Source organism: Candidatus Eisenbacteria bacterium (assembly GCA_005893305.1).
GTDB lineage: Bacteria > Eisenbacteria > RBG-16-71-46 > SZUA-252 > SZUA-252 > WS-9.
In genome coordinates, this window is the sequence record VBOZ01000017.1 from 591 (window position 1) to 26,299 (window position 25,709).

24 protein-coding genes, 6 tRNA genes, 1 other RNA gene and 1 pseudogene (1 of these 32 only partly in view) are annotated in these 25,709 nt (G+C 66.8%); 29 read left to right on the forward strand and 3 right to left on the reverse strand.

The genetic code is table 11. The annotated features are described in order from the left end of the window. Together E6K79_06280 and E6K79_06285 are read left to right on the forward strand one after the other, a co-directional pair. Positions 1-395 (forward strand): annotated as a pseudogene (locus E6K79_06280) (aldo/keto reductase) (it extends 578 nt beyond the left edge of the window). A 383-nt stretch (positions 396-778) separates the two neighbouring features. After that, complete coding sequence (locus tag E6K79_06285; GenBank protein ID TMQ64652.1) at positions 779-1,366, forward strand: ester cyclase; 588 nt, start codon at positions 779-781, stop codon at positions 1,364-1,366. A 145-nt stretch (positions 1,367-1,511) separates the two neighbouring features. On the opposite strand, the gene E6K79_06290 is transcribed toward E6K79_06285, so the two are convergent. Then, complete coding sequence (locus tag E6K79_06290; protein ID TMQ64653.1) at positions 1,512-3,821, reverse strand: tetratricopeptide repeat protein; 2,310 nt, start codon at positions 3,819-3,821, stop codon at positions 1,512-1,514. A 278-nt stretch (positions 3,822-4,099) separates the two neighbouring features. Between E6K79_06290 and E6K79_06295 the strand changes: the two genes are divergently transcribed. Continuing rightward, positions 4,100-4,187, forward strand: a tRNA-Ser gene (locus E6K79_06295). Positions 4,188-4,200: 13 nt separating this feature from the next. Here the strand turns inward: E6K79_06295 and E6K79_06300 are convergent. Continuing rightward, complete coding sequence (locus E6K79_06300) at positions 4,201-4,428, reverse strand: hypothetical protein (GenBank protein TMQ64654.1); 228 nt, start codon at positions 4,426-4,428, stop codon at positions 4,201-4,203. A 225-nt stretch (positions 4,429-4,653) separates the two neighbouring features. On the opposite strand from E6K79_06300, the gene E6K79_06305 reads away from it, so the two are divergent. The 3 genes from E6K79_06305 (at position 4,654) to E6K79_06315 (ending at position 9,057) form a co-directional block, all read left to right on the forward strand. Beyond that, a complete protein-coding gene (locus E6K79_06305; protein TMQ64655.1) occupies positions 4,654-5,661 on the forward strand; it encodes a hypothetical protein in 1,008 nt (335 codons plus the stop codon). A 187-nt stretch (positions 5,662-5,848) separates the two neighbouring features. After that, on the forward strand, positions 5,849-6,073 hold the full coding sequence (locus E6K79_06310) for a hypothetical protein (protein TMQ64656.1): 225 nt from the start codon (positions 5,849-5,851) through the stop codon (positions 6,071-6,073). 170 nt (positions 6,074-6,243) lie between these two features. Beyond that, positions 6,244-9,057, forward strand: coding sequence for a PKD domain-containing protein (locus tag E6K79_06315; protein ID TMQ64657.1), 2,814 nt, complete (start codon positions 6,244-6,246; stop codon positions 9,055-9,057). 36 nt (positions 9,058-9,093) lie between these two features. Here the strand turns inward: E6K79_06315 and E6K79_06320 are convergent, their stop codons facing one another. Then, positions 9,094-9,573 (reverse strand): hypothetical protein, encoded by a 480-nt coding sequence (locus tag E6K79_06320; protein TMQ64658.1) that lies wholly within the window; start codon positions 9,571-9,573, stop codon positions 9,094-9,096. Positions 9,574-9,630: 57 nt separating this feature from the next. Between E6K79_06320 and E6K79_06325 the strand changes: the two genes are divergently transcribed. The 23 genes from E6K79_06325 (at position 9,631) to E6K79_06435 (ending at position 25,706) form a co-directional block, all read left to right on the forward strand. Beyond that, positions 9,631-10,107: an isoprenylcysteine carboxylmethyltransferase family protein gene (locus E6K79_06325; GenBank protein ID TMQ64659.1), complete on the forward strand. Its 477-nt coding sequence runs from the start codon at positions 9,631-9,633 to the stop codon at positions 10,105-10,107. 106 nt (positions 10,108-10,213) lie between these two features. Beyond that, entirely contained in the window at positions 10,214-11,140 is a 927-nt protein-coding gene (locus E6K79_06330) for a chemotaxis protein (protein TMQ64660.1), read from the forward strand. Positions 11,141-11,319: 179 nt separating this feature from the next. Continuing rightward, positions 11,320-12,201 (forward strand): cation transporter, encoded by an 882-nt coding sequence (locus E6K79_06335; protein TMQ64661.1) that lies wholly within the window; start codon positions 11,320-11,322, stop codon positions 12,199-12,201. Between the two features lie 70 nt (positions 12,202-12,271). Beyond that, a tRNA-Ser gene (locus tag E6K79_06340) sits at positions 12,272-12,363 on the forward strand. A 25-nt stretch (positions 12,364-12,388) separates the two neighbouring features. Further along, positions 12,389-12,465, forward strand: a tRNA-Arg gene (locus E6K79_06345). Positions 12,466-12,548: 83 nt separating this feature from the next. Continuing rightward, complete coding sequence (locus tag E6K79_06350; GenBank protein ID TMQ64662.1) at positions 12,549-13,223, forward strand: hypothetical protein; 675 nt, start codon at positions 12,549-12,551, stop codon at positions 13,221-13,223. Between the two features lie 29 nt (positions 13,224-13,252). Then, on the forward strand, positions 13,253-13,705 hold the full coding sequence (locus E6K79_06355; GenBank protein ID TMQ64839.1) for a nucleoside deaminase: 453 nt from the start codon (positions 13,253-13,255) through the stop codon (positions 13,703-13,705). A gap of 25 nt (positions 13,706-13,730) precedes the next feature. Continuing rightward, positions 13,731-13,820: transfer RNA gene (locus tag E6K79_06360), tRNA-Ser, on the forward strand. A 45-nt stretch (positions 13,821-13,865) separates the two neighbouring features. Then, a tRNA-Ser gene (locus tag E6K79_06365) sits at positions 13,866-13,955 on the forward strand. A 25-nt stretch (positions 13,956-13,980) separates the two neighbouring features. Then, a tRNA-Ala gene (locus E6K79_06370) sits at positions 13,981-14,056 on the forward strand. Between the two features lie 74 nt (positions 14,057-14,130). Next, positions 14,131-14,230, forward strand: an RNA gene (gene ffs, locus E6K79_06375) — signal recognition particle sRNA small type. 38 nt (positions 14,231-14,268) lie between these two features. Further along, positions 14,269-16,056 carry a DNA polymerase III subunit gamma/tau gene (gene dnaX / locus E6K79_06380; protein ID TMQ64663.1) on the forward strand — a complete coding sequence of 596 codons (1,788 nt, stop codon included), beginning with the start codon at positions 14,269-14,271 and terminating at the stop codon, positions 16,054-16,056. Further along, positions 16,053-16,364, forward strand: a complete 312-nt coding sequence (locus E6K79_06385) for a YbaB/EbfC family nucleoid-associated protein (protein TMQ64664.1) — start codon at positions 16,053-16,055, stop codon at positions 16,362-16,364. The genes dnaX and E6K79_06385 overlap by 4 nt, the downstream gene beginning before the upstream one ends. A gap of 5 nt (positions 16,365-16,369) precedes the next feature. Beyond that, entirely contained in the window at positions 16,370-16,972 is a 603-nt protein-coding gene (gene recR, locus E6K79_06390; GenBank protein TMQ64665.1) for a recombination protein RecR, read from the forward strand. A 233-nt stretch (positions 16,973-17,205) separates the two neighbouring features. Continuing rightward, complete coding sequence (locus E6K79_06395) at positions 17,206-17,709, forward strand: roadblock/LC7 domain-containing protein (protein ID TMQ64666.1); 504 nt, start codon at positions 17,206-17,208, stop codon at positions 17,707-17,709. Positions 17,710-17,723: 14 nt separating this feature from the next. Next, positions 17,724-18,302 (forward strand): GTPase domain-containing protein, encoded by a 579-nt coding sequence (locus E6K79_06400; protein ID TMQ64667.1) that lies wholly within the window; start codon positions 17,724-17,726, stop codon positions 18,300-18,302. Between the two features lie 4 nt (positions 18,303-18,306). Beyond that, positions 18,307-18,765: a phosphatidylglycerophosphatase A gene (locus tag E6K79_06405; GenBank protein ID TMQ64668.1), complete on the forward strand. Its 459-nt coding sequence runs from the start codon at positions 18,307-18,309 to the stop codon at positions 18,763-18,765. Then, the gene (locus tag E6K79_06410; GenBank protein TMQ64669.1) at positions 18,627-20,006 is read left to right on the forward strand and encodes a competence/damage-inducible protein A; all 1,380 of its coding nucleotides are present in this window, start codon (positions 18,627-18,629) and stop codon (positions 20,004-20,006) included. The genes E6K79_06405 and E6K79_06410 overlap by 139 nt, the downstream gene beginning before the upstream one ends. Continuing rightward, positions 20,003-20,563, forward strand: coding sequence for an RNA 2',3'-cyclic phosphodiesterase (gene thpR / locus E6K79_06415; protein ID TMQ64670.1), 561 nt, complete (start codon positions 20,003-20,005; stop codon positions 20,561-20,563). The genes E6K79_06410 and thpR overlap by 4 nt, the downstream gene beginning before the upstream one ends. A 65-nt stretch (positions 20,564-20,628) precedes the next feature. Beyond that, on the forward strand, positions 20,629-21,735 hold the full coding sequence (recA, locus tag E6K79_06420; GenBank protein ID TMQ64671.1) for a recombinase RecA: 1,107 nt from the start codon (positions 20,629-20,631) through the stop codon (positions 21,733-21,735). Further along, the gene (locus E6K79_06425) at positions 21,674-22,264 is read left to right on the forward strand and encodes a regulatory protein RecX (protein ID TMQ64672.1); all 591 of its coding nucleotides are present in this window, start codon (positions 21,674-21,676) and stop codon (positions 22,262-22,264) included. The genes recA and E6K79_06425 overlap by 62 nt, the downstream gene beginning before the upstream one ends. Beyond that, positions 22,264-24,942 (forward strand): alanine--tRNA ligase, encoded by a 2,679-nt coding sequence (gene alaS, locus E6K79_06430; GenBank protein ID TMQ64673.1) that lies wholly within the window; start codon positions 22,264-22,266, stop codon positions 24,940-24,942. Before E6K79_06425 ends, alaS begins: the two co-directional genes overlap by 1 nt. Further along, the gene (locus tag E6K79_06435; GenBank protein TMQ64674.1) at positions 24,939-25,706 is read left to right on the forward strand and encodes a geranylgeranylglyceryl phosphate synthase family protein; all 768 of its coding nucleotides are present in this window, start codon (positions 24,939-24,941) and stop codon (positions 25,704-25,706) included. The genes alaS and E6K79_06435 overlap by 4 nt, the downstream gene beginning before the upstream one ends. Positions 25,707-25,709: the final 3 nt, after the last annotated feature.

Genomic DNA, 25,709 nt, shown 5'->3' on the forward strand with positions numbered 1-25,709 from the left:
TGGGCATCGGATTCGTTCCCTACTCGCCGCTCGGCCACGGCTTCCTCACGGGCGACATTCGATCGCTAGAGCAGCTCTCCGACGGCGACTGGCGAAAGACCAATCCGCGCTTCACCGGCGAGAACTTCCAGCGCAACCTGCGCATCGTCGACGAAGTCCGGGCGGTTGCCGCGGAGGCGGGTGCAACACCGGCACAAATCGCACTGGCCTGGCTGCTCGCGCAGGGCGATGACGTCGCGCCGATTCCCGGCACCAAGCGGGTCGCACGCGTCGAGGAGAACACAGCCGCCGACCGCATCGAGCTGAGCGCTGGGCAAGTCGAACGGCTGAACCACCTCACGCCGGCCGCCGGCGAACGCCATAACGAAGCGAACATGGCCGTCATCGACCGCTGATTAGGCACGGCGCGCGCGCTCCGCACCGGCGACCGACATGGAACTCACCCCCCCAGGAGCTCAAAGCGCCGCTTACCCATCGGCGCAGACCAGTGGGCTTAGTCTGCAGATTCGAGATCTGCGTTTGGTTTGCGAGAGTGGGTACAGCGGCCTGGTAAGGCACTCCTTGCTGGAGTACCGTTCGAGTCGTTATCTCCCTCCCGATCCTGAAGGAAGCGGCCGCCGGAGCGAAGAGTCTCGTCCCGTGAGGTCGTCACGATAGTGTCCTTGGCGCGCAATACCGGAACGGGAGTGGCGAGGGAGCCGAAATGGCGGGAGCCGTCCGTCATCTTTGGCGGGTGGTTGGTCTATCGGTCGCAAACGATCGAAGAAAGGAGTCGATCATGACCAAGATACGCGTCTACAACTTTGCGCTCAGTGGGATCCTTGCTGCGCTCGTGTTTGGTACTGCCCAAGTAGGCGCGGCCGAGAACGACAAGTGGCCCAGTACCAAGGTAGGCAATTCAACCCCTAAGGTTCCGGGCATGCCGACCGTACTGGCGAAGAATCTGGCAAACTTTGACGACCTCGACTTCCGCGTCTACACGAACCAGCAGTGGCAGGACCTCCACAAGTCCCATACGAAGGACGTGATCGTTCACTGGCCAGATGGCCACACGACGCAGGGAATCGAGAAGCACATCGAAGATCTGAAGTACATGTGGACGTTCGCACCCGACAATCGGATCACGGAGCACCCGGTCCGATTCGGTACTCAGGACGGACAGTGGACAGCGGTCACGGGTTGGCTGGAGGGGACCTTCACCAAACCGATGGTTCTCCCTGACGGAAAGACCATCGAGCCAACCGGGAAGGCGTACCGGATTCCGATGGCGACCCTGGGCCATTGGAACAAGGACGGCATCATGTTCGAAGAGTATCTGTTCTGGGACAACGGAGAATTCATGAAGCAAATCGGACTCGGCAACTGACATTCTGGCTACTGCTGCCGCCACCGCACGCGGCTTCCATGCTGCGGTGGTGTGGCCTCACGATGCACCTCGGGAGCGACGGAGCTGTCTCCGGACCCGCTCGAGGAGACGAAGCTCGGATTCACACGGGCCGCGTCACGCGTCCTCACGCCTCGAACCCCATCTTTCTCAGGAACGCGCCCCACCGCGGATCGTTGTGGAGTCCTCGCATAATGACCGCTCCCTTGATCTCCGCGAGCCCAGGATCCCGCTGGACGTGGGCGCGCTCGAGCCACGCGAAGGCCTCGTTGACCTCCCCCCGCGCGGCGTAGGCTTCAGCGATCTGGAATGCGCCATGGTGGGACTCGCGCTCGATCATCGCACGCAGGGCCGTCTCCGAATCCGCGGACCGGCCCTGAGCGTGATAGATCGCGACGAGAGCCAGGAGTCGATAGACGCCCTCGGCTTCGCGCTCGGCTTCCTCCAGTGCTTCCTTCGAACGGCCCTGCGAGAGAAGTGCATGAGCGAGGGCGGCGTGCACGGTGACCCGCTGGGGGGCGAGCTCGATCGCCTTGCGTAGAGCCGCTTCTGCCTCGGCCGGGCGATCGGCCGAGAGATAAGCGATGCCGATGCGGGTATACGCCCCGGCGCTGAGTGGGTCCTGCTCCACCGCCCGGCGGTAGATATCGAGCGCCTCCTCGATCCGCCCCTCATTCTGGGCAAGGATCCCGACCCCATGGCGGCCGACCGCGTTGCCGGGCGCGAGCTCCATCGCGCGCCGGTACGAGGCCTTCGCCTCCTTCCAATTCCAGTCGAAGTAGAGCTGGACTCGGCCCAGCACCAAGTACCCCTCGGGCAGGTCGGGCTCGATTGAGAGCGCGCGCAGCGCCGCTTCACGGGCGGCTTCCGCTCCAGTCTGAGCAGGCTCCCAGCCGTGCCCCGCCGCGTTCAGGTGCGCCCGGCCGAGGTCCACCCAGGCCAGGGCATTGTCGGGATCCAACCGGAGCGCTTCCTCGAGATAGCCGATGCCCCGCAGGACGTCCTCCGGCGTGAGCCGCTCCAGCATGTGCCGCCCCTGCAGCGCGAGGCGATGCGCTTCCGGGTTCTGACCGCGGCCTCGCGCCGCTCTCGCGACCTCCGCCCGGACCCGTCCGATCGCGCCCGGATCCGGCGTCTCGCCGAGGAGCGCCGTTCGTAGCTCCTTCACCACTGAATGCGCGATGTCGTCCTGCACCGCGAAGATGTCATCCAGGGTCCGGTCGTAGGATTCCGACCAGAGGTGATAGCCGTCGGAGACGTTGATCAGCTGCACCGCGATTCGCACGCGGTTCCCCGCTTTGCGGACGCTGCCATCGAGGAGCGTCGCCACGTTCAACTTGTGGCCGATCGAGGCGAGGTCTTCCTTCTTCTCCTTGAACTGAAACGACGACGCGCGCGCCGCGACACGGAGCCCCTGGATCTTCGCGAGCAGGTTGAGAAGCTCGTCGGCCAGCCCGTCGGAGAAGTATTCATCCTCCTCGTTGTGGCTACGGTTCACGAACGGGAGGACCGCGATCGACGCCGTCCTCGAAGCGGGAGAGCCCGCCGGGCGGACCGAGTCGCCTAGTGTCCGCTGGATGGCCTTCAGCTCGTTCCGCGCGTCGAGCGCCGTCTGCAGGCGGTCGCGTGGGTTCTTCTCGAGGCAGCGGACCACGAGATGCGCGAAGCGGTCGGGAAGATCGGCGCGCAGGGTGGTGAGAGGAACGGGGGTATCGCGCAGGATAGACGAGCTCACGTCTACGGGACTCGCCCCGCCGAAAGGCCTTCGGCCCGCGGCAAGCTCGTAGAGAATGACTCCGAACGCGAAGAGATCGCTTCGCGCGTCCGCCGTTTCGCCGCGAACCTGCTCGGGCGACATGTACGGGACCGTCCCTAGGATTTGCCCTTCGCGTGAGAGTGGCTCCGCGAGCGCCGCGATCCGCGAGACGGCTGCGGTTAGCTCGCTCGGCCCCGAGTCGACGGCCGTCTTCGCAAGACCGTAGTCCAGGACCTTGACCCGGCCGTCGTGCGTCACCATCACGTTTCCGGGCTTCAGGTCCCGATGGATGACACCGCGCTCGTGCGCCGCCGCCAGCGCTTCGGCAAGGGGAATCGCGAGGTCCAGCAGACGCGCCAAGGGGAGGCCGGCGGCCGCGACCAGGGTCGCGAGGCTACCGCCCTCGAGGAGCTCCATCGTGAGAAAACGAATCCCGTCCTCTTCCTCCACGGAATAGATGGTCACGATGTTCGGGTGATTGAGACCCGCGACCGTGCGCGCCTCGCGCTCGAACCGGGCGAGGCGATCGGGGGAGGAGGACACCTCAGAGGGCAGTACCTTCACCGCCACGTCACGGCCCAGGCGCAGGTCCTTCGCCCGATAGACCTCGCCCATCCCCCCCGCTCCTAGGGGCGCCATGATTTCGTAGGTACCTAGGCGGGTTTTCGGGGAAAGGACCATAGGGCCCAGTTTAGTCTTCGGGACGGGGCGTGTCAGCAGGGAGACACTTGGAGTAGGAATCTCGGAAATTCACCTGCTCACTAGGGCCATGCGGGCTTACGGACCGCGAAGCATCGAGCAGGTTCGGGCGCACGAGCGCTCCACTCGCGAGGTGTGGCGCCACGCGTTCCTCGTCCGCAAGCGCAAGACCCACGGCATCGAAGGCTGCATGGAGCACAACTTCAACGTCGTCGACGACGAGCGGGTACTCGGCGATAAGTTACACTGCGACAAACGGCGGAGGGGTGGCCGAGTGGTTTAAGGCGGCGGTCTTGAAAACCGCTGTGCTGCAAGGCACCGTGGGTTCGAATCCTACCCCCTCCGCCAACAATGCCGCCCGCTACTGGCCTCGTTTCCTGGTTACGTAAAGCACCGCGACCGTCCACGTCGGGAAGAGATCCACGAACGGCGTCAGTTCCGCCACGATTGTTGGCAGAAATGCGACGTGCCACCCCAGCATCAAGACCATGGCGAGTCCAACCAGCACGTCGAGGACGCCATTGAGCGGAGATAGAATGCCGGGGAAGAAGGCGGGGAAGATCACGATTTGAAGCAGGTCGGCGGCCACGGCGACCCAACGGGCGAGAAGCTTTCGCCGGCCCGGTTCAATTCCTCGCCAATATCCACGCCCGATAGCGATCACACTTCGAATCCTACCCCCTCCGCGAGTTGTTTCGTGGTATAATGCGCGCTGCTCTTCATCATTCGCCGCGCGCCAGACCCGAGCGGGATGGTTCCCTCGCACCTTTCGACGCGCACGTGGAAAACTCCCCAGTCCACGCAGGAGGCAGGAATGAGGCGCCCGCTCCGTTTCAACCCCGTACTCTTCATCACCCTCGTTTTCGCAATCTCGATCCTGTGGGCAACCGGATGTAGCCGTGATGAGTCGCTTACCGGCCCGTCGCGCACGGGCGACGCCCAAGCGCTTCGCCTGGACAGCCCGGCCGTCATGGCAGCGATGGTTGCTCAAGATCGCGCGACGCCGGCCCTGCTTCGGCAGAGCGGAATCCTCGGCACCGGCATCTCGGCCGACGCGGCAGGGAAGCCTGTGATCCTCGTTTACACCGAGCGCGCCGGTGTGGCGGGCGTTCCCAAGACTATCGACGGGATCGCGACACAAGAATTCGTTACGGGAAAGGTCGTTGCCTACGCGAAGCCGGGCGGCGGCACGCTCCAGATGGGAACATCGACCGGCAACGACAACGAGTGCGCGTCCGGCACGCTGTCGTGCGTGGTCATCAAGGGCGGGACCGAGTACTTCCTCTCCAACAATCACGTCTTCGCCCGCGAGAACGCTGCGTCGATCGGTGAGCGGATCGACGCGCCGGGCCGGTACGACGGACATCCGAAGTGCGCTCAGACTCCAATCGCGGCCACGCTTTCTGATTATCAGCCGATCAACTTCGGTGGGAACAACACGATCGACGCGGCCATCGCACGGCCCGATCCGGGCCGCGCCTACACGTCGGTGTCGGCCGGCGGATACGATCCGTCCTCCACGGTCGTCTCGCCCTCGGTCGGGCTCGCCGTCAAGAAGCAGGGCCGCACGTCCGGCCTCACGCACGCGACGATTCAGGCCATCAACGTGACGATCACGGTTGGATACTCGGCTGGGACCGCGGTGTTCCAGAACCAGATTCAGACCCCGGGACAGTTCATCCGGGCCGGAGACTCGGGCTCGCTCATGGTGACCGAGACCGGCGCCAATCCCGTCGGCCTCTGCTTCGCTGGCAGCTCGCAGGCCAGCTTCGCGAACCCGATCGGTCCGGTGCTCCAGAGATTCGCCGCGACCGTCAAGTAGCGGGGTAATGCAGTTGCGGAGGGGCGGGGCTCGATGGCGCTCCGCCCCGACTCTTTGCCTCGAGAGGTGCCAATGCGTCCTCCGTTTCGCAGCGGCTGTCATCGCTGTCATGGTGGGGACGGGTTGCGCTCGCCCTCAGTCCGCAAGCCATGAGCCGACCGGCGCCGCGCTCTCGCGAGATTCCTCGATGACGGCCCCCGACGTCGCCGACGTGCTTCGGCGAAACACTCCTAAGCTCATGGCGATCCCCGGCGTCACCGGCACGGGTGAGGGGAAGCGGGGCGCGCAGGCCATCCTCGTCGTTTACGTCGGGCGCGCCACGCCGGAGCTCAAGCAGCGAATCCCCGGCGAGCTCGAGGGCTACCCGGTCGAGGTGCGGGAGATCGGGAACGTGACCGCGCCCCCGCCGTAGGATGCGGCACCGACACGGTTATGACTCCTCCTTGACGAGCGCTGGCTACAAGGCGTAAACTCCGTCCAGTATCCTCTGAAAATTCTCCCTCGGCAGTCGTCTCCCGGCACTCGTCTCCGTCGTTGTCGCGGTACCGTTGTCGTGACGGAATTCCTCGCGAGGAGGGGTTCATGAGGCTTCGTCCCCTGTCTTCCGTTCTCCCTGTCGTCCTCTCTGCGGTTTTCTTCGCTGCCCTGGCCCCGTCGAAGGCGCAGGCAATTTCGGTCCAACTCTCCGAAAGACCCGCGCTGCGGGCCGCGACGGTCAGCGCGATCAGCCTCAACGCTCCTGACTCGACGAGCGGTCTGGAGAGTGAATTTGTCTCGATCACGGCCACGGCCGGGAGCGGCGACCCCCATTCGATCATCACGATCGGCGCGAGCGGGTTCCCTCCGGGGCTCTCGTTCACGACCAACACGCCGACCGGGATCAACCCGTCCGCGACGATCAGCGGCACCCTGCAGCCCGGGACGGCCGGCACCTGGTTCATTGAATGGCACGCGAGCGATCAGTTCGGCGCGACCGATTCCACGTTCACCCGACTCACAGTGACGTCGCCGAACAACGCTCCAATCCTGAGCCAACCGAACAACATGACCGTGCCCGAGGGGACAGTCGCGAACCAGACACTTCTGGCAACGGACGCCGATGGCGATCCGTTGTTCTTTTCAAGCTCGTCTGCGCCATCGTTCGTGAGCGTGACAACGGTCGACCCAGATTCGGGAACGGCGACCGGAAACGTCCACGTGGCGCCCACGTTCAACGACGCAGGGTCCTACTTTGTCGAGATCGACGTCACCGACGGCGTGTACTCCGACTCGCGGTTCATTTTCCTCTCGGTGCCGGATGTCCCGGAGCCGCCGGCTCCCGGGCAGCCGGTCTGGGAACGATTGGCCGATATGCAAGACCCGAGGACCGGCTCCGGCGTCGAAGGGGCCGCCGCAAGCCTCATCGGGAACAAGATCTACGTAAGCCACGGATACCGCTATTCCGACACGGCGTATCTCTCGATCTATGACATTCCGTCGGGAACATGGACTCACGGCGGGACGACGGCGCCCACCGCAAGAGTTCCTCGATCCGAAATGGCCGGAGGTCAGGCATTCGGGAAGCATTACGCGATCGGGGGGCGAACGGGGCCGAACGCGGAGGTCGAGGAATTCGATCCTGTCGCTCAGACATGGACAACCCGGGCGCCCATGTCCCTGGCCCGGGGCGGCGTCGGCGCCGCGAGCTGGGGAAACAAGATCTACGCTGTCGGCGGCCGGAGTGGCGCCTCCTACGGAGGGGGACTGATCTACAGCATGAACGAGGTTTACGATCCGACCGTCGATCGCTGGACGACGCTTGCACCGATGCCGGTTGCCGTTTCGGACAACTACGCAACGGTCGCATACGCGGGGAAGGTCTACGTCTTCGGCGGGACCGATGGATTCAGCCACCGATCGGACGTGCAGATCTACAACATCGCGACGAATGCGTGGTCCATGGGCGCACGCATGCCCACGGCCCGCGGAGCCGCCATGGCAGGCGTGATTGGAGACAAGATCGCGGTATTCGGCGGATACAACGGAGGAAACCTGCGTGTGACCGAGCTCTACGACCCGAGCGCCAATTCGTGGACGACCGGTCCGGAGATGCCGTTCGCCGTGAGCGAGATATCGCAGGGAGTGACGTTCGACGGTCGAGGTATCTACGCGATTGGGTCCGGAATCTTCGGCATCTCCAGCTCCATCGTCCTCGCGCTCCGGCCGGTGATCTCCATGGATGCGCCGGCGGCCGTCAGTGTCGACGAAGGTCAGAGCCTCACATTCGCCGTCTCGGCGGCCCACCGAAACGGCCTGGCGGTCGCCTTGGGCGCGACCGGGCTACCGGCCGGTGCGACCTTCCGGGACAACGGGGACAACACGGGCACGTTCACCTGGACGCCGAATTTCATGAGCGCGGGGGCATACACGGTGACGTTCCGGGCCGATGACGGCCACGGGGCTACGAACTCCACCACGACCGTCATCACGGTCCGGAACGTGAACCGGCCGCCCAGGTCGAATCCTGGCGGTCCGTACACGGCTTTCGTGGCCACTCCGATGACATTCGACGGCAGCGGATCGTCGGATCCTGACGGCGACGCGCTCGCGTATCAGTGGACATTCGGGGACGGAACGACGGGGATCGGCGCCTCTCCGGCCCACACGTACGCGGCGATCGGACCGTACGGCGTGGCCCTGCTTGTATCGGATGGCGCCGTGAGCGACCTGGCCACCACGACGGTGTCGGTCGTGGGACAGTTCCTGGCGCGTGCCTTCACGGCGGGCGGCAATCCCTCCATCCGGCTCAATTCCGGAAAGCAGACATGGTGTGCCCAGGTGGAGCCGACCGGATATGCGTTCAATCTGACCCTGGTCGATCCCGCGACGCTCGTCATGAAATCGCCGGGCACGGGTTCCGTGGGCCAAATTTCCGCGCTCACCGATAAATCGCTCGCCTTCGGCGACAACGACCACAACGGCGTCGAGGACATGGCGGCGTGCTTCGGGAAGAACGATCTGCGTCTTCTCTTCAGCAACATCAACGGGACCAGGAGCGTCCCGGTTTCGATCGAGGGGATGCTCTTCGGAGGAGGCATTTTCCGAGCCGCGCTGGACGTGCGCGTGATCGCATCCGGTCACGCCGTCGCCGCGCTCGTTTCGCCGAATCCGCTGAACCCGACGGCGACCCTCACGTTCACGACGCTCGAAGCCGGGTATGCGCGAGTTCGCGTCTATGACGCCGTGGGGAGGCTGACGCGCACGCTACTTGACGAAGCCCTCGTGCCGGCGGGCTATCACGATTTGCAAATCGATGGCCTGGATGGATCGGGGGCAAGGCTCGCCACCGGCATCTACTTCTATCAGGTAGAAACCGCGTTCGGCTCGACGAGCGGCAGGTTCACCGTCCTCAAGTGAGAGGCCGATTCGCCGGCCAAGTCGGGCCGGCGGGTCCTAGTCGAATTCGTACTTCGGATCGGCCGGCGTCTGCTCGGCCCCGACGCGACCGCTGACGATGTCGGCGCGGTTGTAGCTCTCGCCCTTCATCGGGGCGCCCGAAAGCCGCCGCAGCATCGCAAGCTGCCCGGTGTGGGTGAGCGCGTCGGCGATCGGCCCTTGGAAGAGGCGCGTCAGGTCGTACTGGATCTCGGCGTCGGAGGCGAGCAGGTCGTCGAACGCCTTCAACGTCGCGAAGAACCGCGCGCACTCCTTGCCCCAGGCCTGCGGCGTCGCGGTGTTCCATTTTCCCTGGCCCTTCGCCATCGAAACGGCCCAATCGAAGAGGTCGCCCATGTGGGCCACGACCTCAAGCGGGGACTTTGCATTCGGCGCGGGGCGGTAGGACGCGAACGACTCGGGGGCGCCACGCATCGTCTTGGCGGCCCGGTAGGCGAGTGTTGCGACGGCGTGTCGTAGAAGTTGGCGGTCGGTCATGGACGATTCTTCGCTCCAGGGGTGTACCGGCTGGCCAAGCCATACTACCATCGCGGCATGGAGCCCGCTTCCGACACCGCCCATCTCCCGATCCCACCACCCCTCCTCTACTTCATCCCGTTTCTCATCGGGATCCTGCTTCACCATCTTGTCGGCGGCGACCGGGTTCCGGCTTCGGCGCTGCCCGCCGCGCGGATCGCGGGCGCGGTCTTCATCGCGATCGGGCTCGCGATCAACGTCTCGGCTTGGATCGCGTTCCACCGGGTGCGGACGCCCGTGATGCCCACGAGACCGACGACCGCGATCGCCACCACCGGCCCCTATCGATTCACCCGAAACCCGCTCTACCTGAGCTTGGCCGTCATCTACCTTGGGGCGGCCCTCTTGCTTGGATACTTGTGGCCCGTCCTCTTTCTTCCTCTCGCGGTTGTCCTGATAGCGCGGCTGGTCATCGCGCGCGAGGAGACTTACTTGGAGGGGAAGTTCGGCGCCGAGTACGCGTCCTACCGCGACTCGGTCCGCCGCTGGTTCTAACCCAAGCCCGCTAGCGCGAGCCCGCTGACCCTCGAGCCGGCCCGGCAGACCCTCAAAATCCCGGTCAAGCCTCCCGGTCGTCCTTCCGATATATCGGGCGACCGCCATGTCCCACAAGATCGCCATCATGTTGATCCACGGAATCGGCCGCACCGAGCCGGGTTACTCGGCCTCGATGCGGCGCGCCCTCACGCGCCGGTTCGCGAAAGGGATTCGCGGAGCCGTGCCCGATCCCGCCTCCGAGCTGGTGTTCGAGGAGGTGAACTGGAGCAGCGCGCTTCAGACCGGCGAGGATCAGCTCTGGCGCCGGATGCGCGGCGCGGCCCCCATGCGGTACTCGCGACTCCGTAAATTCATGGTGAACTTCGCGGCGGACGCGATCGCCTACCAGCCCGCCCCGTCGGACCGGACCGCGTACGACGCGATTCACGCCCGGATGGCGGCTGCTGTCGCCCGGCTGGCGGAGCGGGCCGGCCCCAGGGCGCCGCTCTGCATCATCGCCCACAGCCTCGGGACCGTCATCGCCAGCAACTACGTGTACGACCTTTGCAAGCGCCGCAAATCGTACCTCTCCGCGAGTGTCCGTTCCTGCATCAACGGCACCCCCGTCGAGCGAGGCGAAACCCTTTCGCTTCTCTATACCCTTGGCAGCCCGATCGCACTCTGGAGCCTCCGCTACCCATCGTTCGGAGAGCCGATCCGATTTCCTCACCGACAGCTCGCCGTTCACCACCCGGGACTTCAGTCGCGCTGGGTGAATTTCTACGACCCGGATGACGTGATCGGGTATCCGCTGAAGCCGCTGAACGCCCGGTACCGGGCCGCCGTGACCGAGGATCGCCCGGTGAACGTGGGCTCGTGGCTCACGAGCTGGAACCCGCTCTCCCACGTCGGATACTGGGACGATCCTAAGATCGCGGACGCGATCAGCGAGGGCCTGGTGGCATCGTGGCGCGCGAGCAGCGCGCTGGCCCTCGTCCCGTCGCGCCGCCCGTCCCGCGCGCGCTCCCGGAGGGTGCGAGCCAAAGGCTGAGCCGCCGCCCCGGCGGACCCGAAGCTCCCGCTCACCCGCCGCCCCGGCTGACCCGAAGCTCCCGCTGAGCCGCCGCCCCGGCCGATCCGGGTCGCGCCCTTGCGGTTCCAGCGTCATCCACGTACCGTGGGCCCGTGCCAGCCCTCGAATCCACCAATTCCGCCCGCTACGAGCGCGGCATGCGATCGAGCGCGATCGGGCTCGTCGTGAACCTTCTGCTTGGCGTGGGGAAGCTCGCGGCGGGCCTCGCGGGGCATAGCCAGGCGCTCATCGCGGATGCGGTCGAATCGCTGGGGGACTCGGTCGGCTCCATCGTGGTCTGGAGGGGGCTCCACGTCGCATCCCGCCCGCCCGACGCCGATCATCCTTATGGACACGGGAAAGCGGAGCCGCTCGCCGCGGCGCTCGTCGCGGTCCTCCTCATGGTCGCGGGCGTCGGGATCGCCGTCGAATCCGTCCACCAGATCACGGTTCCGCACCAGAGCCCAGCGCCCTACACCCTGGCCGTCCTCCTGGGCGTCATCCTCATCAAGGAGACGCTCTTTCGGTTCGTGTCGCGCGTGGGCCGTGAAACAGGGAGCCGTGCCGTCCACACCGATGCCTGGCATCACCGGAGCGACGCGATCACGTCGGGCGCCGCCGCGATCGGCATCGTGATCGCGCTTGTCGGCGGGCATGGGTACGAGGCCGCCGACGACTGGGCAGCCCTCTTCGCGAGCGGGATCATCCTCCTCTCCGGGTGGCGGCTCCTTCGCCCCGCGATCGAGGAGCTTATGGACACGAGCCCGCCGCACTCTCTGGTCGACGAGGCGACGCGCGTGGCCGAGGCCCACCCGGGGGTCCACAAAGTAGAGAAACTTCTCATGCGGAAAATGGGTATCTACTACATCGCCGACATGCACCTGGAGGTCGCACCGGACATGTCGGTTCGAGAGAGCCACGCCCTCGCGCACGGCGTCAAAGAGGACGTGCAACGCCAGCTGCCGCAGATCGTCGAGATGACGATCCACGTGGAGCCGGCGTGGGCCCTCTCGGGAGGGCGCCCGGCCCCGTCGCCTTGACCGGCGGTATCGACCCGGCTATCATCCTACGGCTGAATGACTACGGCTGAATGAGTAGGAGATACCATGGGGAGAGGTGGCCGAGTGGCTGAAGGCAGCCGCCTGCTAAGCGGTTGACTGGGTAAAACCGGTCCGGAGGTTCGAATCCTCTCCTCTCCGCCATCTCGGATTCCGGGACTCGAGTTGCGCGCCCATAGCTCAACTGGATAGAGTGTCTGACTACGGATCAGAAGGTTGGGGGTTCAAATCCTCCTGGGCGCGCCACTACTTAATCTTGGAGCCGCGATTTTGACGAGCCGTCGCCTTCATTCCCCGCGCCGATAGCCGCCCCGCAGAGGTAAAAGATCATGTCGACTCACGGTATGAAACACCGCTACGTGCTTCCCACCGCCCTCGCGGTCCTGCTTTTGGCGTCGGTTGGGGCCAAGGAGGAGAAGAAGGAGCCGGTACCCGAGCGCCCCATCCGCGTCGCCATCATGCCGATCGTGAACGGATCGCCCGAGATCGGCGCGACCAAGATCATGGAGGACATCCTCCGCGACCAGCTCAAGGACGTCCCCACCGAGCGGGCCACGTTTCTCAAGCCGTCGGACACGGAGCGCCTCCTGAGCGATCGGAACGCGCTCGATCGCGCGTACGCGCTGAACGACCGGTGGTCGAAATACGGAACGCTCGACACGACGGCGGTCGCGGGGCTGGATTCGCTCCTGGTGGTCGACGCCATCCTCTGCGTCGGGGTCTCCGAGTGGGAAAACGTCCGCGTAAACGTGGTGGGACGGGGCCAGTCGAACACGACCGTGGGGCTCCGGTTCGCCTTGTATGACCTCAAGTCCTTGAAGAAGACCTGGTCCAAGGATCCGCGTGAGACGCGATTCGCCCAGGAAGTGGATCCCACCAGCGGCTCGGTGACCTACGACGAGACCGGCTACATCCAGTCCCGGAAAGCGACCGAGCCACCGCGCTTCGAGGACGTCGCGGGAGACCTGGTCCGGGCGGCGTTCAAAAAATTCCCGCGCAGGTGATCGGGCAGACAGCCTCGGACGAGCGCTTCATGGAAGCGGCGCTCGCGGAGGCGAGGGCCGCCGCCGCCGAGGGCGAGGTCCCGGTTGGGGCGGTCGTGGTCTGGGACGGCCGGATCGTCGGGCGAGGCCACAACCGCGTCGAGTCCACCCAGGATCCCACCGCCCACGCCGAAATCATCGCGATCGGCGCGGCCGCCCAGACGGTCAAGACGTGGCGGCTCGACGAGGCGACCCTCTACGTCACGCTCGAGCCGTGCCACATGTGCGCCGGCGCCGCCGTGCTCGCCCGGGTCGCGCGGATCGTCTACGGCGCCCGCGACCCGAAGGCCGGCGCCTGCGGCTCGCTCGCGATGGTGCCCCAAGACCTCCGCCTGAACCACCGCGCCGAGGTGCTCCCCGGCGTGCTCGCCGACGAGTGCGGCGCCGTCCTGGAAGCGTTTTTCCAGGAGCGGCGGCGCGCGATGAACCGCCTGGAAAAGTAAGCCGCCTTCACGTATTCTCCCCGACGGAGAGATGCGAGAGTGGCTGAATCGGGCGGTCTCGAAAACCGCTATACGCGCAAGCGTATCGAGGGTTCGAATCCCTCTCTCTCCGCCATTAGACGACGGCGCGCGAGGAAGCGCGCGTGCACCTTAGCTTCCCGGAGAGATGTCCGAGTGGCTGAAGGAGCACGGTTGGAAACCGTGTAAGCATGAAAGTGCTTCGAGGGTTCGAATCCCTCTCTCTCCGCCAGTCTCACAGGTTACCCAAGTGCCGTGGGGATGTAGCTCAGTTGGGAGAGCGCCTCGTTCGCAACGAGGAGGTCACCGGTTCGATCCCGGTCATCTCCACCAGTTTTCTCACGCACGGCAATCGGCCCACGGGCCCCGGAGTCCGGGCGCTGGCCTCCTCGTGGCTTGGCGTTGACGGCCAGTTCCCGCGCAATCGAGAGTCACGAACTCCGTCAGGACCGGAAGGTAGCAGCGGTCAGTGATCGCCTCGATGTGCCGCGGATCCAACTGACCCGAGCCAGAAGCGGGGGGGCCGTCACCGGGCCTCCCGGAAGATCCCCGGCCCGTTAGGAGGCCCCTTGTCCCACCTCGCACTCGCACGCAAGTACAGGCCCCAGCGATTCGCCGACCTGGTCGGCCAGGATCCGATCCGGACGACGCTCGAGCGCGCGGTCGCGACGAACCGGGTCGCGCACGCGTATCTCTTCGCCGGTCCCCGAGGGAGCGGAAAGACGACCACCGCGCGCCTCGTGGCGAAGGCGATGAATTGCGCGAAGCGGCCGGACGGCGAGGCCGAGCCCTGCAACGAATGTCCCTCCTGCCTCGAGATCACCGCGGGGACCTCGATGGACGTGCTCGAGATCGACGGCGCGTCGAATCGCGGCATCGAGGAGATCCGGAATCTGCGCGAAAACGTGAAGTACGCGCCATCGGGCGGCAAGTCGAAGGTCTACATCATCGACGAGGCGCATCAGCTGACCGACTTCGCGTGGAACGCGTTATTGAAGACGCTGGAAGAGCCGCCCGCGCACGTCCGATTCGTCTTCGCCACGACGGAGCCTCTCGAGGTTCCCGACACGATCGCCTCCCGCTGCCAGGTCTTCGAGTTCCGCCGGCTCCGGGCCGAGGAGCTGGTTCGCCACTTGATGGACGTGGCCAAGGCGGAGGGGGCGAAGCTGGACGACGACGCTGCGGTCTTGATCGCCCGCGCTTCCGAGGGGAGCGTGCGCGACGCGTTGAGCCGCCTCGACCAGGCTCTCTCGGTCTCGCCCGATGGGGTCACGGCTGCGGTCGTGGCCCAGGCGCTCGGTCTGGCCGGTCTCGACGCCTACTTCGAGTTGGGGGAGGCGCTCGCGGCGCGCGATCCGAAGGCGGCCCTCGAGACGCTCGACCGGCTCCACGACCGCGGGATGGACGTGGAGGAGGTGGCGGACGGTCTGACCCATCACCTGCGCCAGCTCCTCCTCGTCGCGGTCGATCCCTCGCTTGCGCGCCTCATCGATGCGGCGCCCTCGGACCGCGAGCGCTACGCCGCCCAGGCGGTGCGATTTCAGGCGAACGATCTGAGCGCGATGCTCGCCCTGCTATTGGAGACCCGGGGCCAGCTTCGCCGGGCGGAAGCTCCGCGCGTCCTGCTCGAGGTCTGCTTGGTCGAGCTTTGCACGCTTCCGAGCGCCGCCGACGTGGGTAGCTTGATTGCGCGGCTCGAGGCGCTCGAGAGGCGGCTGGGAGGCGCGGCGCCGCCCCGACGCGCATTGGAGTCGCAGGCGCGTCCAGCCCCACCCGGTCCGCCCGCGCCCGCGGCCACACGCGCACCGGCGCCCGCGCGGGCCGCGGTCACACCGCCCCGAAGCGCCGAACCTCACCCTCCCCCCGCCGAGCGCACGACGGCGATCGAGCCCGCTGTGGCCATCGAGCCCGCTGGGGAAGGGGACGCCGTCGTCCGGTGGCGCCAGGCGGTCGACCGCGTGAAGGAACGGAAGCTTCTCCTGGGCACCTGCCTGGAGGAGGGCCTGTTCCTCGGCATCGCGGGCTCCAATGTCCGCGTGGCCCTCTCGCCGGAGCACGCGTTCCACCGGGCGATGCTGGAGATGAAGGAGAACCGCGAGATCCTGAATCAGGAGTTCGAGCGACTCTACGGCCGGGGCGCCACGCTCGTCTGCGTGAACAGCGACCAGGCGGTCTCGGGCTCCGGATATCAGGTGCGCCCCACGACCCGGGAGGCGGAGCTCGACGAAGAAAGCGCCCAGGACGGCGCCGAAGACGGGCTGGTGCAGCGCATCGTGGATCTCTTCGACGGCGAGATCTTGAAGCCCGGCCCCCAGGGGAGCGGCGCGTCGTGAACATCCAGCAAATGATGAAGCAGGCCCAGGCGCTCCAGGCCAAGATGGCCCAAATGCAGGCGGAGCTGAAGACGCGCGAGCTCGTAGGGGCCTCCGGCGGCGGGAAGGTGAAGGTCACGATGAACGGCGCGCAGGAGGTCACCGCGATCTCGATCGATCCGAGCGTGGTGAATCCGACCGAGGCGGACCTCCTGGAAGACCTGGTTCTCGCTGCGCTCAAAGACGCCCGGGGCAAGGTGACGCGCATGGTCGAGGAGGAGATGGGCCGCGTCACCGGCGGCATGGGTCTCCCGCCGGGGCTCTTCTAGCCCGAATGCAGTTCTCCAGCGCCCTCCTCGAGGCCCTGCTCGCCGAGCTGACCCGCCTGCCCGGAGTGGGGCGGAAATCCGCCCAGCGGATCGCGTTCCATCTCCTCCGCTCCCCGGAAGCCGACTCGAAGAGGCTGGCCGCGGCGATCGTGGATTTGAAGGCAAACGTCCACGACTGCTCGATTTGCGGCAACGTGACCGAGACCGACCCGTGCGCCCTCTGCACCGATCCGCGACGTGAATCGACGACCCTCTGCGTCGTCGAGCAGCCCATGGACGTGCTCGCGCTGGAGCGGACCGGCGAGTTCAAGGGGCGGTACCACGTCTTGAAGGGCGCGCTCTCGCCGGTCGACGGCATCGGCCCCGACCAGCTTCGCCTGCGGGAGCTCTTAAATCGCGTCGATAATGGCGGTTTCACTGAGGTGATCGTTGCCACCAACCCCACGGCCCAGGGCGAGGCCACGGCCCTCTACATCGCCCGCCTCCTTCAACCGAAGCAGGGAGTGAAGGTCACGCGGATCGCGCGCGGGGTCCCGATGGGGTCCGACCTCGAGTTCTCCGACCAGGTCACCCTGGCGCGCGCCCTGACGGGCCGAAAAGAGATATAAGTCCCTGATTTTTGGTAGTTTCCCCTTGACCGACTAGGGGGACGTGTTAGGTTTCCGCAAAATTCCTTGAGGGAGCACCGCGCGGAGGATGGGCCGCGCGGAATCGTGGCCGTGGGGGAAGTGGTTTCGCTGCCGCCTTTACGCGGGCGAGGGTAGGACACCCCTCGATTCCGCGTCCACAAGGGTCGGCGGTACCACGCCGCGAAGCCAAAGGTGTCCAAGGAGCCGAGATAATGGTCAAGGGGAACTGGGCGCTCTTCGAGGAAGACTTCTATTCGATGACCCTCATCCTCCAGACGTTGATGAGGACCGCCAACTCGCGCAGCGTGATGCTGATCGACAAGACGGGCCAGCTCATCAGCACCGTGGGGACACCACCCGATTTCGACGTCATCTCCTTCTCGTCCCTCGCGGCGGCCGATTTCGGCGCCAACGCGGAGCTGGCGAAGATGGTCGGTGAAAAGGACTTCGCCACCCTCGTCCACCAGGGGAAGGACGACAGCCTCTACCTCTCGATGATCGCGAACCGCGTGATCCTGGTCGTGCTCTTCGACAAGAAGACCTCGCTCGGCCTCGTGCGGTTGAAGGCGAAGCGGGCATCGGACGACCTCCAGGTCGTGCTGGACAAGGTTTTCAACAAGTTGCAGTACAAGAACGAGGACATCGCGACGACGACCCTCGGAGCGGACTTCGCGGCCGAAGCGGAAAGCGAGATCGACAGCCTCTTCAAAGACTAGGAGCCCAAAGCTTCGTGTCGCTGATCAATTACTCGTCCCGCGAGATCAACTGCAAGATCGTCTACTACGGTCCGGGTCTCTGCGGGAAGACCACGAATCTCCAACACATCTATTCGAGGGTTCCACAGGATACGCGGGGGAAGATGATTTCCCTCGCAACCGAGATGGACCGGACCCTCTTCTTCGACTTTCTTCCGCTCGAGCTGGGCCAGATCCGCGGATTCCGCACCCGATTCCACCTGTATACCGTCCCCGGCCAGGTCTACTACAACGCGAGCAGAAAGCTCATCTTGAAGGGGGTCGACGGGCTCGTCTTCGTCGCGGACTCCCAGATCGACCGCTTCGAGGCGAACATCGAGAGCCTCGTGAACATGCACGACAACTTAGCCGAGCATGGCCTCTCGTCCGAAAAGGTTCCGCTCGTGATCCAATACAACAAGCGCGATCTCCCGCGCGTCGTGTCCGTACCCGATCTCGAGAAGGAGTTGAACCCGAAGGGCGTTCCGTTCTACGAAGCCGTCGCGCTCCGGGGCACGGGGGTGTTCGACACCCTCAAGCTGACCTGTAAGCTCGTCCTGAAGACCCTCGGCTAGCCGCATGCGGCGCCTCGCCGTCTTGCTCGCGACGGGCTTCGGCGTCGGCTACATCCCGCTCGCTCCCGCCTCGTGGGCGTCGCTCGGCACCGCGCTCTGCCTCCTCCCGTTCCTGCCCCGCTTCGACCCCTGGATCCTCGGGGCCGTCATCCTCGCGGTGACCGCGCTCGGCGTTTGGGCGGCCGGCGAGGCGGAGCGCCCGCTCGGCCGCGATGCCGGCCCGATCGTGATCGACGAAATCGCGGGGATGCTTCTCGCCGTGTGGGCGGTCCCGCTCGGGAGCAGGCCGCTCGTCATGCTCGCCCTCGCGTTCGTGCTCTTCCGATGCCTCGACGTCTGGAAGCCGTTCCCGATCCGCCAGAGCCAGCACCTTCCCGGAGGCTGGGGGGTCATGGTCGACGACATCCTGGCCGCCGCCGTGACGAACCTTCTCCTGCGCGCCGCCGCGCTCGTGGTCCGATGAGCGCCGAGGTGATCACGATCGGTACCGAGCTCCTGCACGGTCTCGTCCGCGACACGAACTCCGGGCGCATCGTGGAGCAGCTGGCCTCGATCGGGGTCGAGGTCCTCTACCTGACGACGGTGGGCGACGACACGGGGCGAATGGCCGAGATCTTTCGCGCCGCGGCGCACCGGGCGAAGACGGTCGTGACCACAGGCGGGCTCGGCCCCACCTCCGACGACGTGACCCGCAAAGCGATCGCGACCGTATTTCGCCGCCGCCTCATTCTCGACGAGGCGGTGCTCGATCGAATCCGCGCCCGCTTTCGGGAGCGCGGGATCGACATGCCGGCGATGAACGAGTCGCAGGCGCTGGTCCCGAAGGGGGCGATCATCATCGAAAACCCCCGCGGGAGCGCGCCGGGGCTCCACTTGACCCACCTGGAGGCGGACTTCTTCTGCCTCCCCGGCGTTCCGTCCGAGGCCGAGGCGATGATGGAGCAGTACGTCCTCCCGTACCTCCGCTCCCGCCGCGTCGGGATGGAAATGGCTCGGCGTGTCGTTCGCACGATCGGGATCTCCGAATCGTCCATGGCCGAGCGGCTCCAGAAGATCGAGGCCGAGGAGTCGATGGTGAAGATCGGCTATCTGCCGCACTCCTCGGGCGTCGACATCACGCTCGCCGCAGCCGCTCCCGAGGCCGCCTGGGTGCTCGACGCGATCGAGCGGTGCGAGCGCCGGGTCAAGGAGGCGGCGGGGGAGCACGTCTACGGCGGCGGGCAGGAGTCGCTCTCGGCCGCGCTCGGGGCGATCCTCGCGGAGCAGAACCTCACGATCGCGACGGCCGAGTCGTTCACCGGCGGCGCGATCGGGGCCGCGATCACGGAGACGCCGGGCGCCTCGCGGTACTACATGGGAGGCGTCGTCGCCTACTCGAACCGCGCGAAGCTGGAGATCCTGGGCGTCAAGGGCCCGACCCTGGAACGGCACGGCGCGGTGAGCGCCGAGGTGGCAGCGGAGATGGCCTCGGGCGCCCGCAAGCGTTTCGAATGCGATCTGGCCCTCTCCAGCACCGGAATCGCCGGCCCCGAAGGGGGAACGGTCGAGAAGCCTGTAGGGCTGGTCTACCTCGGCCTCGCGACCCGCGAGGGCACGCGGAGCTCAAGGCACGTGCTGGGCGGCACGCGCTCGGAGATCATCGCGCGGTCGGCCGCCTACGCTCTCGATCTGGCCCGCCGCCAACTCGCTCTCTCGCGCAGGTGACGCGGACCTTCATCGCGTTGATGATCCCGTCCGACTGGACGGACTACCTCGGGGCGATTTCCCGGGAGCTTGCGTCGAAGATGCGGGGCCTCTCGTGGGTCCGTCCCGAGAATCTGCACATCACGCTCCGATTCCTCGGGGACCTCGACGACGCGGGGGTCCAGCGCGTCTGCGATCTGGTGATCCGGGAGACCGGGGAGGCCGTGGCGCCTCACGCCCGCCTGGGGCCGATCGGCGCGTTTCCGAATTTGAATCGCCCGCGCGTCGTCTGGGTCGGGTTGGCCGAGGGGGAGGAGGCCGTCTCCGCCATTGCCCGCGGGGTGAATGACGCGTTGGGGCGCGGGGGGTTCGGCGAGCCGGAGAAACCGTTCCGGCCGCACCTGACGCTCGCGCGCGTGCGGGAGAGCGCCAGGGGTCTGGAGGCGCTCCGGGACGCTGTCCTTGCGCCGGCTCCGCACGCGGCGCCCCTCGAGCGCATCTGCGTGATGAAAAGTGAACTACACCCGGCCGGAGCCCGGTATACTGCGCTCACTGAAGCCCGACTTCGACGTCCTTAAATTTCGCCCCGGCCCGAACCGGTCCCGGCACGGACCGCCAGAAACAGATCAGGGGGAATCGCGACATGGCAGGGAACACGTCCACGAGCCCATCGGCCAGGGATGCAAGCAACAAGGAGCGCTCGAAGGCGCTCGAGCTCGCGGTACAGCAGATCGAGCGCCAGTTCGGCAAGGGCGCGATCATGAAGCTGGGGGAGGACTCGGCGCGCGTCCAGGTCGAGACGATCCCGACCGGCTCGATCCTGCTCGACGCGGCGCTCGGAGTCGGCGGCGTGCCGCGGGGGCGCGTCATCGAGATTTACGGCCCCGAATCGTCGGGCAAGACGACGCTCGCGCTGACCGTTATCGCCCAGGCCCAAAAGGCCGGCGGGCACGCGGTCTTCATCGACGCCGAGCACGCGCTCGACGCGAACTACGCGAAGCGGATCGGGGTCGACATCGACAGCCTCCACGTCTCTCAGCCCGACACCGGAGAGGAGGCGCTCGAGATCGCCGAGCACCTCGTGCGGAGCGGCGCGGTCGACATCATCGTGATCGACTCGGTGGCGGCCCTGGTTCCGAAGGCCGAAATCGAAGGAGAAATGGGTGACTCGCACATGGGGCTTCAGGCGCGCCTCATGTCGCAGGCGCTGCGCAAGCTCACCGGAACGATCTCGAAATCGAAGACGACGGTGGTCTTCATCAACCAGATCCGCATGCAGATCGGCGTCATGTTCGGCAATCCGGAGACGACGACCGGCGGGCGCGCGCTCAAGTTCTACGCGTCGATCCGGCTGGACATTCGACGCATCGGCGCGATCAAGGAAGGCGACAACAACATCGGCAGCCGCGTGAAGGTGAAGGTGGTGAAGAACAAGGTCGCGGCTCCCTTCAAGGAGGCCGAGTTCGACATCCTCTTCAACGAGGGAATCTCCCGGCAAGGGGAGCTTCTCGACCTGGCGGTCGATCGGAACATGATCCAGAAGAGCGGGACCTGGTTCTCCTATGGCGAAGAGCGGATCGGACAGGGACGGGAGAACGCCCGGCTCTGGCTGAAGGAGCACCCGGACGCGACGGTGGAGCTCGAAGGGAAGCTGCGCGAGGCGCTTGGCCTCACGCGGCCCGCCCAGGATGGGGACCAACCCGCCGCGGCGACCCCGGAAGCCAGAGGAGAGCGCCGGGTCCGGATCTGAGGCGATGCCGCTTCGACCGGATCGGGCAATTTCGGAGGACGCGGCCAAGGAGGCCGCGCTCCGGATCTTGGAGCGCGGACCGAGGACCGAGCAGGAGGTCTTCGACCGGCTCCTGGCACGAGGATTCGTCCAAGACGCGGTGGAGCGCGCCATCGAGCGGCTCCGCCGCGTCTCACTTCTGGACGACCGCGCCTTCATGCGCACCTTTCTCCGGACCGAGATCCCGCGCCGCCCGCAGGGACGCCGGCTCCTCGTCGTGAAGCTCAGGCGAAGAGGAATCCCGGCCGCGCTTCTCGAGGAGCTCGATCAGCTCCTCGCGGAGGACCCCGATCTCGCGGAGCGGTCGCTCGACACCGAGGAGGGAAGGGCGCGGGCCGCGCTCGCGCAGATGGAGCGGCGCCTTGCCCGGCGCGACGCCGCGGATCGCGCCCGCCGCATGCAAGGAGCCTTGGTGCGGCGCGGGTTCGACTGGAGCACCGTGCGCGATCTTGTGACCTACGCGAGAGACGAGGGCCAAGAGCCACACTGATGCGAACGACCGGAAGCAACGAGCTCCGCCAGCTCTTCATCGATTTCTTCAAGGAGCGTGGGCATCCGCACCTCCCCCAAGCTCCCCTCGTCCCGCTCGACGATCCGACGCTGCTCTTTACGTCGGCGGGGATGGTTCCGTTCAAGCCGTACTACTCGTCGCCGCTCCCTCCGCCGACGCGCCGCGCGGTCACGGTCCAGCGGTGTCTTCGCCTCACCGACATCGAGAACGTCGGAATCACCGTGCGCCACGCCACCTTCTTCGAGATGCTGGGCAACTTCTCGTTTGGCGACTACTTCAAGCGCGAGGCGATCGAGTGGGCGTGGGAGTTCGCCACGAAGGTTCTGGAGATGCCGGCGGACCGGCTCTGGCCCTCGGTGTTTCGCGAGGACGATGAGGCCTTCGATCTCTGGGCCAAGCACATCGGCCTCGGGGCGAAGCGCGTGGTCCGCCTGGGCGAAAAGGACAATTTCTGGGGCCCGGCGGGCGGCTCCGGCCCGTGCGGCCCCTGCTCGGAGATCTACTGGGATCAGGGCCCCGGGGTCGGCTGCGGCCGCGCCGAATGCGCGCCCGGCTGCGACTGCGAGCGCTTCCTCGAGTTCTGGAATCTCGTGTTTCCCCAATTCGACCAGGCACCCACGGGCGAGCGGAAGCCGCTCGCGAACCGGGGCATCGACACCGGGATGGGCCTCGAGCGGCTCGCCATGATCCTCCAGGGCGTTCCGTCGGTCTTCGACAACGATCTTCTAGCGCCGATCGGCGACGCGGTGCGGCGGATGGGGAGCGCCAAGGAAGCGGCGGGCGACCGCGGCCGCCACGCGTCGCGCGTCATCACCGACCACATGCGCGCGCTCGTCTTCACCTTCGCCGAGGGGTTGCTTCCCTCGAACGAGGGACGCGGCTACGTGGTGCGGCGCCTGCTCCGCCGCGCGGCCCGGCTCGGCCGCTACGTCGGGATCCAGGGCACGTTCCTCTCGCGTCTCGTTCCCGTCGTCGTGAAACAGATGGCCGCGTACGAGGAGTACGCGTTTCTCGAGCGGGAAGAGCCGGCGGTCGCTGCGGCGATCCTCGAGGAGGAGACGCGGTTCGCGGAGACGTTGGAGCAGGGAGTGGCGCGTTTCGAGGAGACCGCGGCGGCACTGGAGAAGCGGAAGGAAAAGTCGTTCCCGGGCGCGGTTGCCTTTCAGCTCTACGACACGTTCGGATTTCCGATCGACCTGACGATCGAGATGGCGGGCGAGCGCGGCCTCACGGTCGACATGCCCGCGTATGAGGGCGCGATGGAGGAGCAGCGCGATCGCGCGCGAAAGTCGGCGCGGTTCGGATCGCGCCGCGACGAGGGGGGCGCCTGGCGCTCCCTGAGCGAGGGGCCGCACTCGGAATTTCGCGGATACGACGAGTGGGCTCTCGACGGCGTCTCGATTCGCGCGATGCGCGACCTCCCGGCCGGCGGCGCGGGCGCGCCCCGGGAGATCGAGCTCACGCTAGACCGGACGCCCTTCTACGCGGAAGGGGGCGGGCAGGTCGGGGATACCGGCTGGATCACGTCGATGCAGGGCGCCGCGAAGGCGCGCCTCCGCGTCGTCGATACGTACCGGGAGGGCGATTCGATCGTCCACCGGGCGGAGATCGTGGAAGGGACGCCGCACGCCGGCCCGTACCGCGCCGAGGTCCACGCGGAGAAGCGCGCGGCGACCCAGCGGAATCACACCGCCACGCACCTCCTGCACGCGGCGCTCCGCGGACGGCTGGGCACCCACTTGAAGCAAGCCGGCTCGCTCGTCGCGCCCGACCGTCTTCGTTTCGATTTCAGCCATGGGAAGGCGCTCGGGCCCGAGGATCTCCACGCGATCGAGGGCGAGGTGAATTCGAAGATCTTAGCCGACCTTCCGGTCCGGACCGAGATCACGTCGCTCAAGGAAGCGCAGGAGAAGGGAGCGATGGCCCTCTTCGGGGAGAAATACGGCGAGCGAGTGCGCCAGGTGATCGTCGAGGACTATAGCCGGGAGCTCTGCGGCGGATGCCACGTGCGGCGCACCGGGGAGATCGGCTACATGCGGATCGAGTCCGAAGCCGCGATCGCCGCGGGGACGCGGCGGGTCGAGGCGTTGACCGGGGCGCTCGCCTACAAGCGCGCGGAGGAGGATCGGGCGCTTCTCCGGGAGCTCGCCGCCCGCCTCGGCGCGCCGCGCGAGCAGCTGGCGGGCCGGGTTCAAGCGCTCCAGGAAGAGGCGCGCCGGCTCCACGAGCGCCAGACGAAGCAGAGCAAGGAGCAGCTCACCGAGCGGGTTCTCGAGCTGATCCGGAAGGCCAAGACGAAAGGCGATCCCCCGCTGGTCTCGGCCTCGGTGGAGGCGGCGAGCGTGGAGGAGCTCCGCGACGCGAGCGACCTGATCCGAAAGGGGCTTCCCAACGGGGGCGGACTTCTGGCCGCCGTGATCGACGGGAAGCTCTCGGTCGCGGCCTCGGTCGGTCCGGAGGCGGTGGATCGCTTGGCGGCCGATGCCTGGGTGCGCGACGCCGTATCGATCGCGGGGGGCAAGGGCGGAGGGAAGAAAGAGATGGCGGTGGCCGGCGCGAAGGACGCGTCGCGTCTCCGTGAGATCTTGGAGAGAGGTGTCGCGTTCGCGGAGGAGCGCTTGAAGGGATCGAAGACGGCGAGGTCGGCGGGCGCATGAGTGGCCAGGGGCGCATGAGAGACATCGGACGGTCGCTCGTCGAGTCGGCGGTTCGCCAGGGCGCGGCGCACCTCGTTCTGATCGACCCGGATCGCGTTTCGCCGGAGCGCGCGACCGATCTCGCGCGCGAGTGCGCGGATGCGTTCGTGGACGCGATCCTGATCGGGAGCAGCACGCCGCCTGAGCGGGATCCCGCCCTCATTCTCGGCGCGATTCGACGCGGCGCCGACCTTCCGATCATCCTGTTCCCCGGCGCCGCCGATCAGCTCTTTCCCGGGGTCGACGCGGTTCTCTTCCTCTCGCTCCTCTCCGGCCGCGATGCGCGCTACCTCGTGGACGAGCAGGTCCGCGGCGCGCCCAAGCTCCTGGCGTGGGGGATCGAGGCGATTCCGACCGGGTATCTCCTGATCGGAGACTCGGAGGAGTCGACCGTCGCGCGCGCGACCGGCACCTCGCCGCTTCCCGCCGAGCCGCCCGCCCGGGTCGTGGCCCACGCTCAGGCGGCGGCCTGCCTCGGGATGGCGATGGTCTACCTCGAAGGCGGGAGCGGAGCCCGTAGCCACGTGCCCGCCTCCCTCGTCCGCGCGGTATCGCGCGCCGTGCCGACGCCGGTCGCGGTCGGCGGCGGCATCCGCCATCCCGCCGAGGCGGCCGCGCTGGTCGCCGCGGGCGCGCGGTTCATCGTGACGGGCACCGCGCACGAACGGGGGCTCCCCGTGCGCCCCTTCACCGACGCCGTCCACGGCGCCGTGGTGACGGTCTGAGCA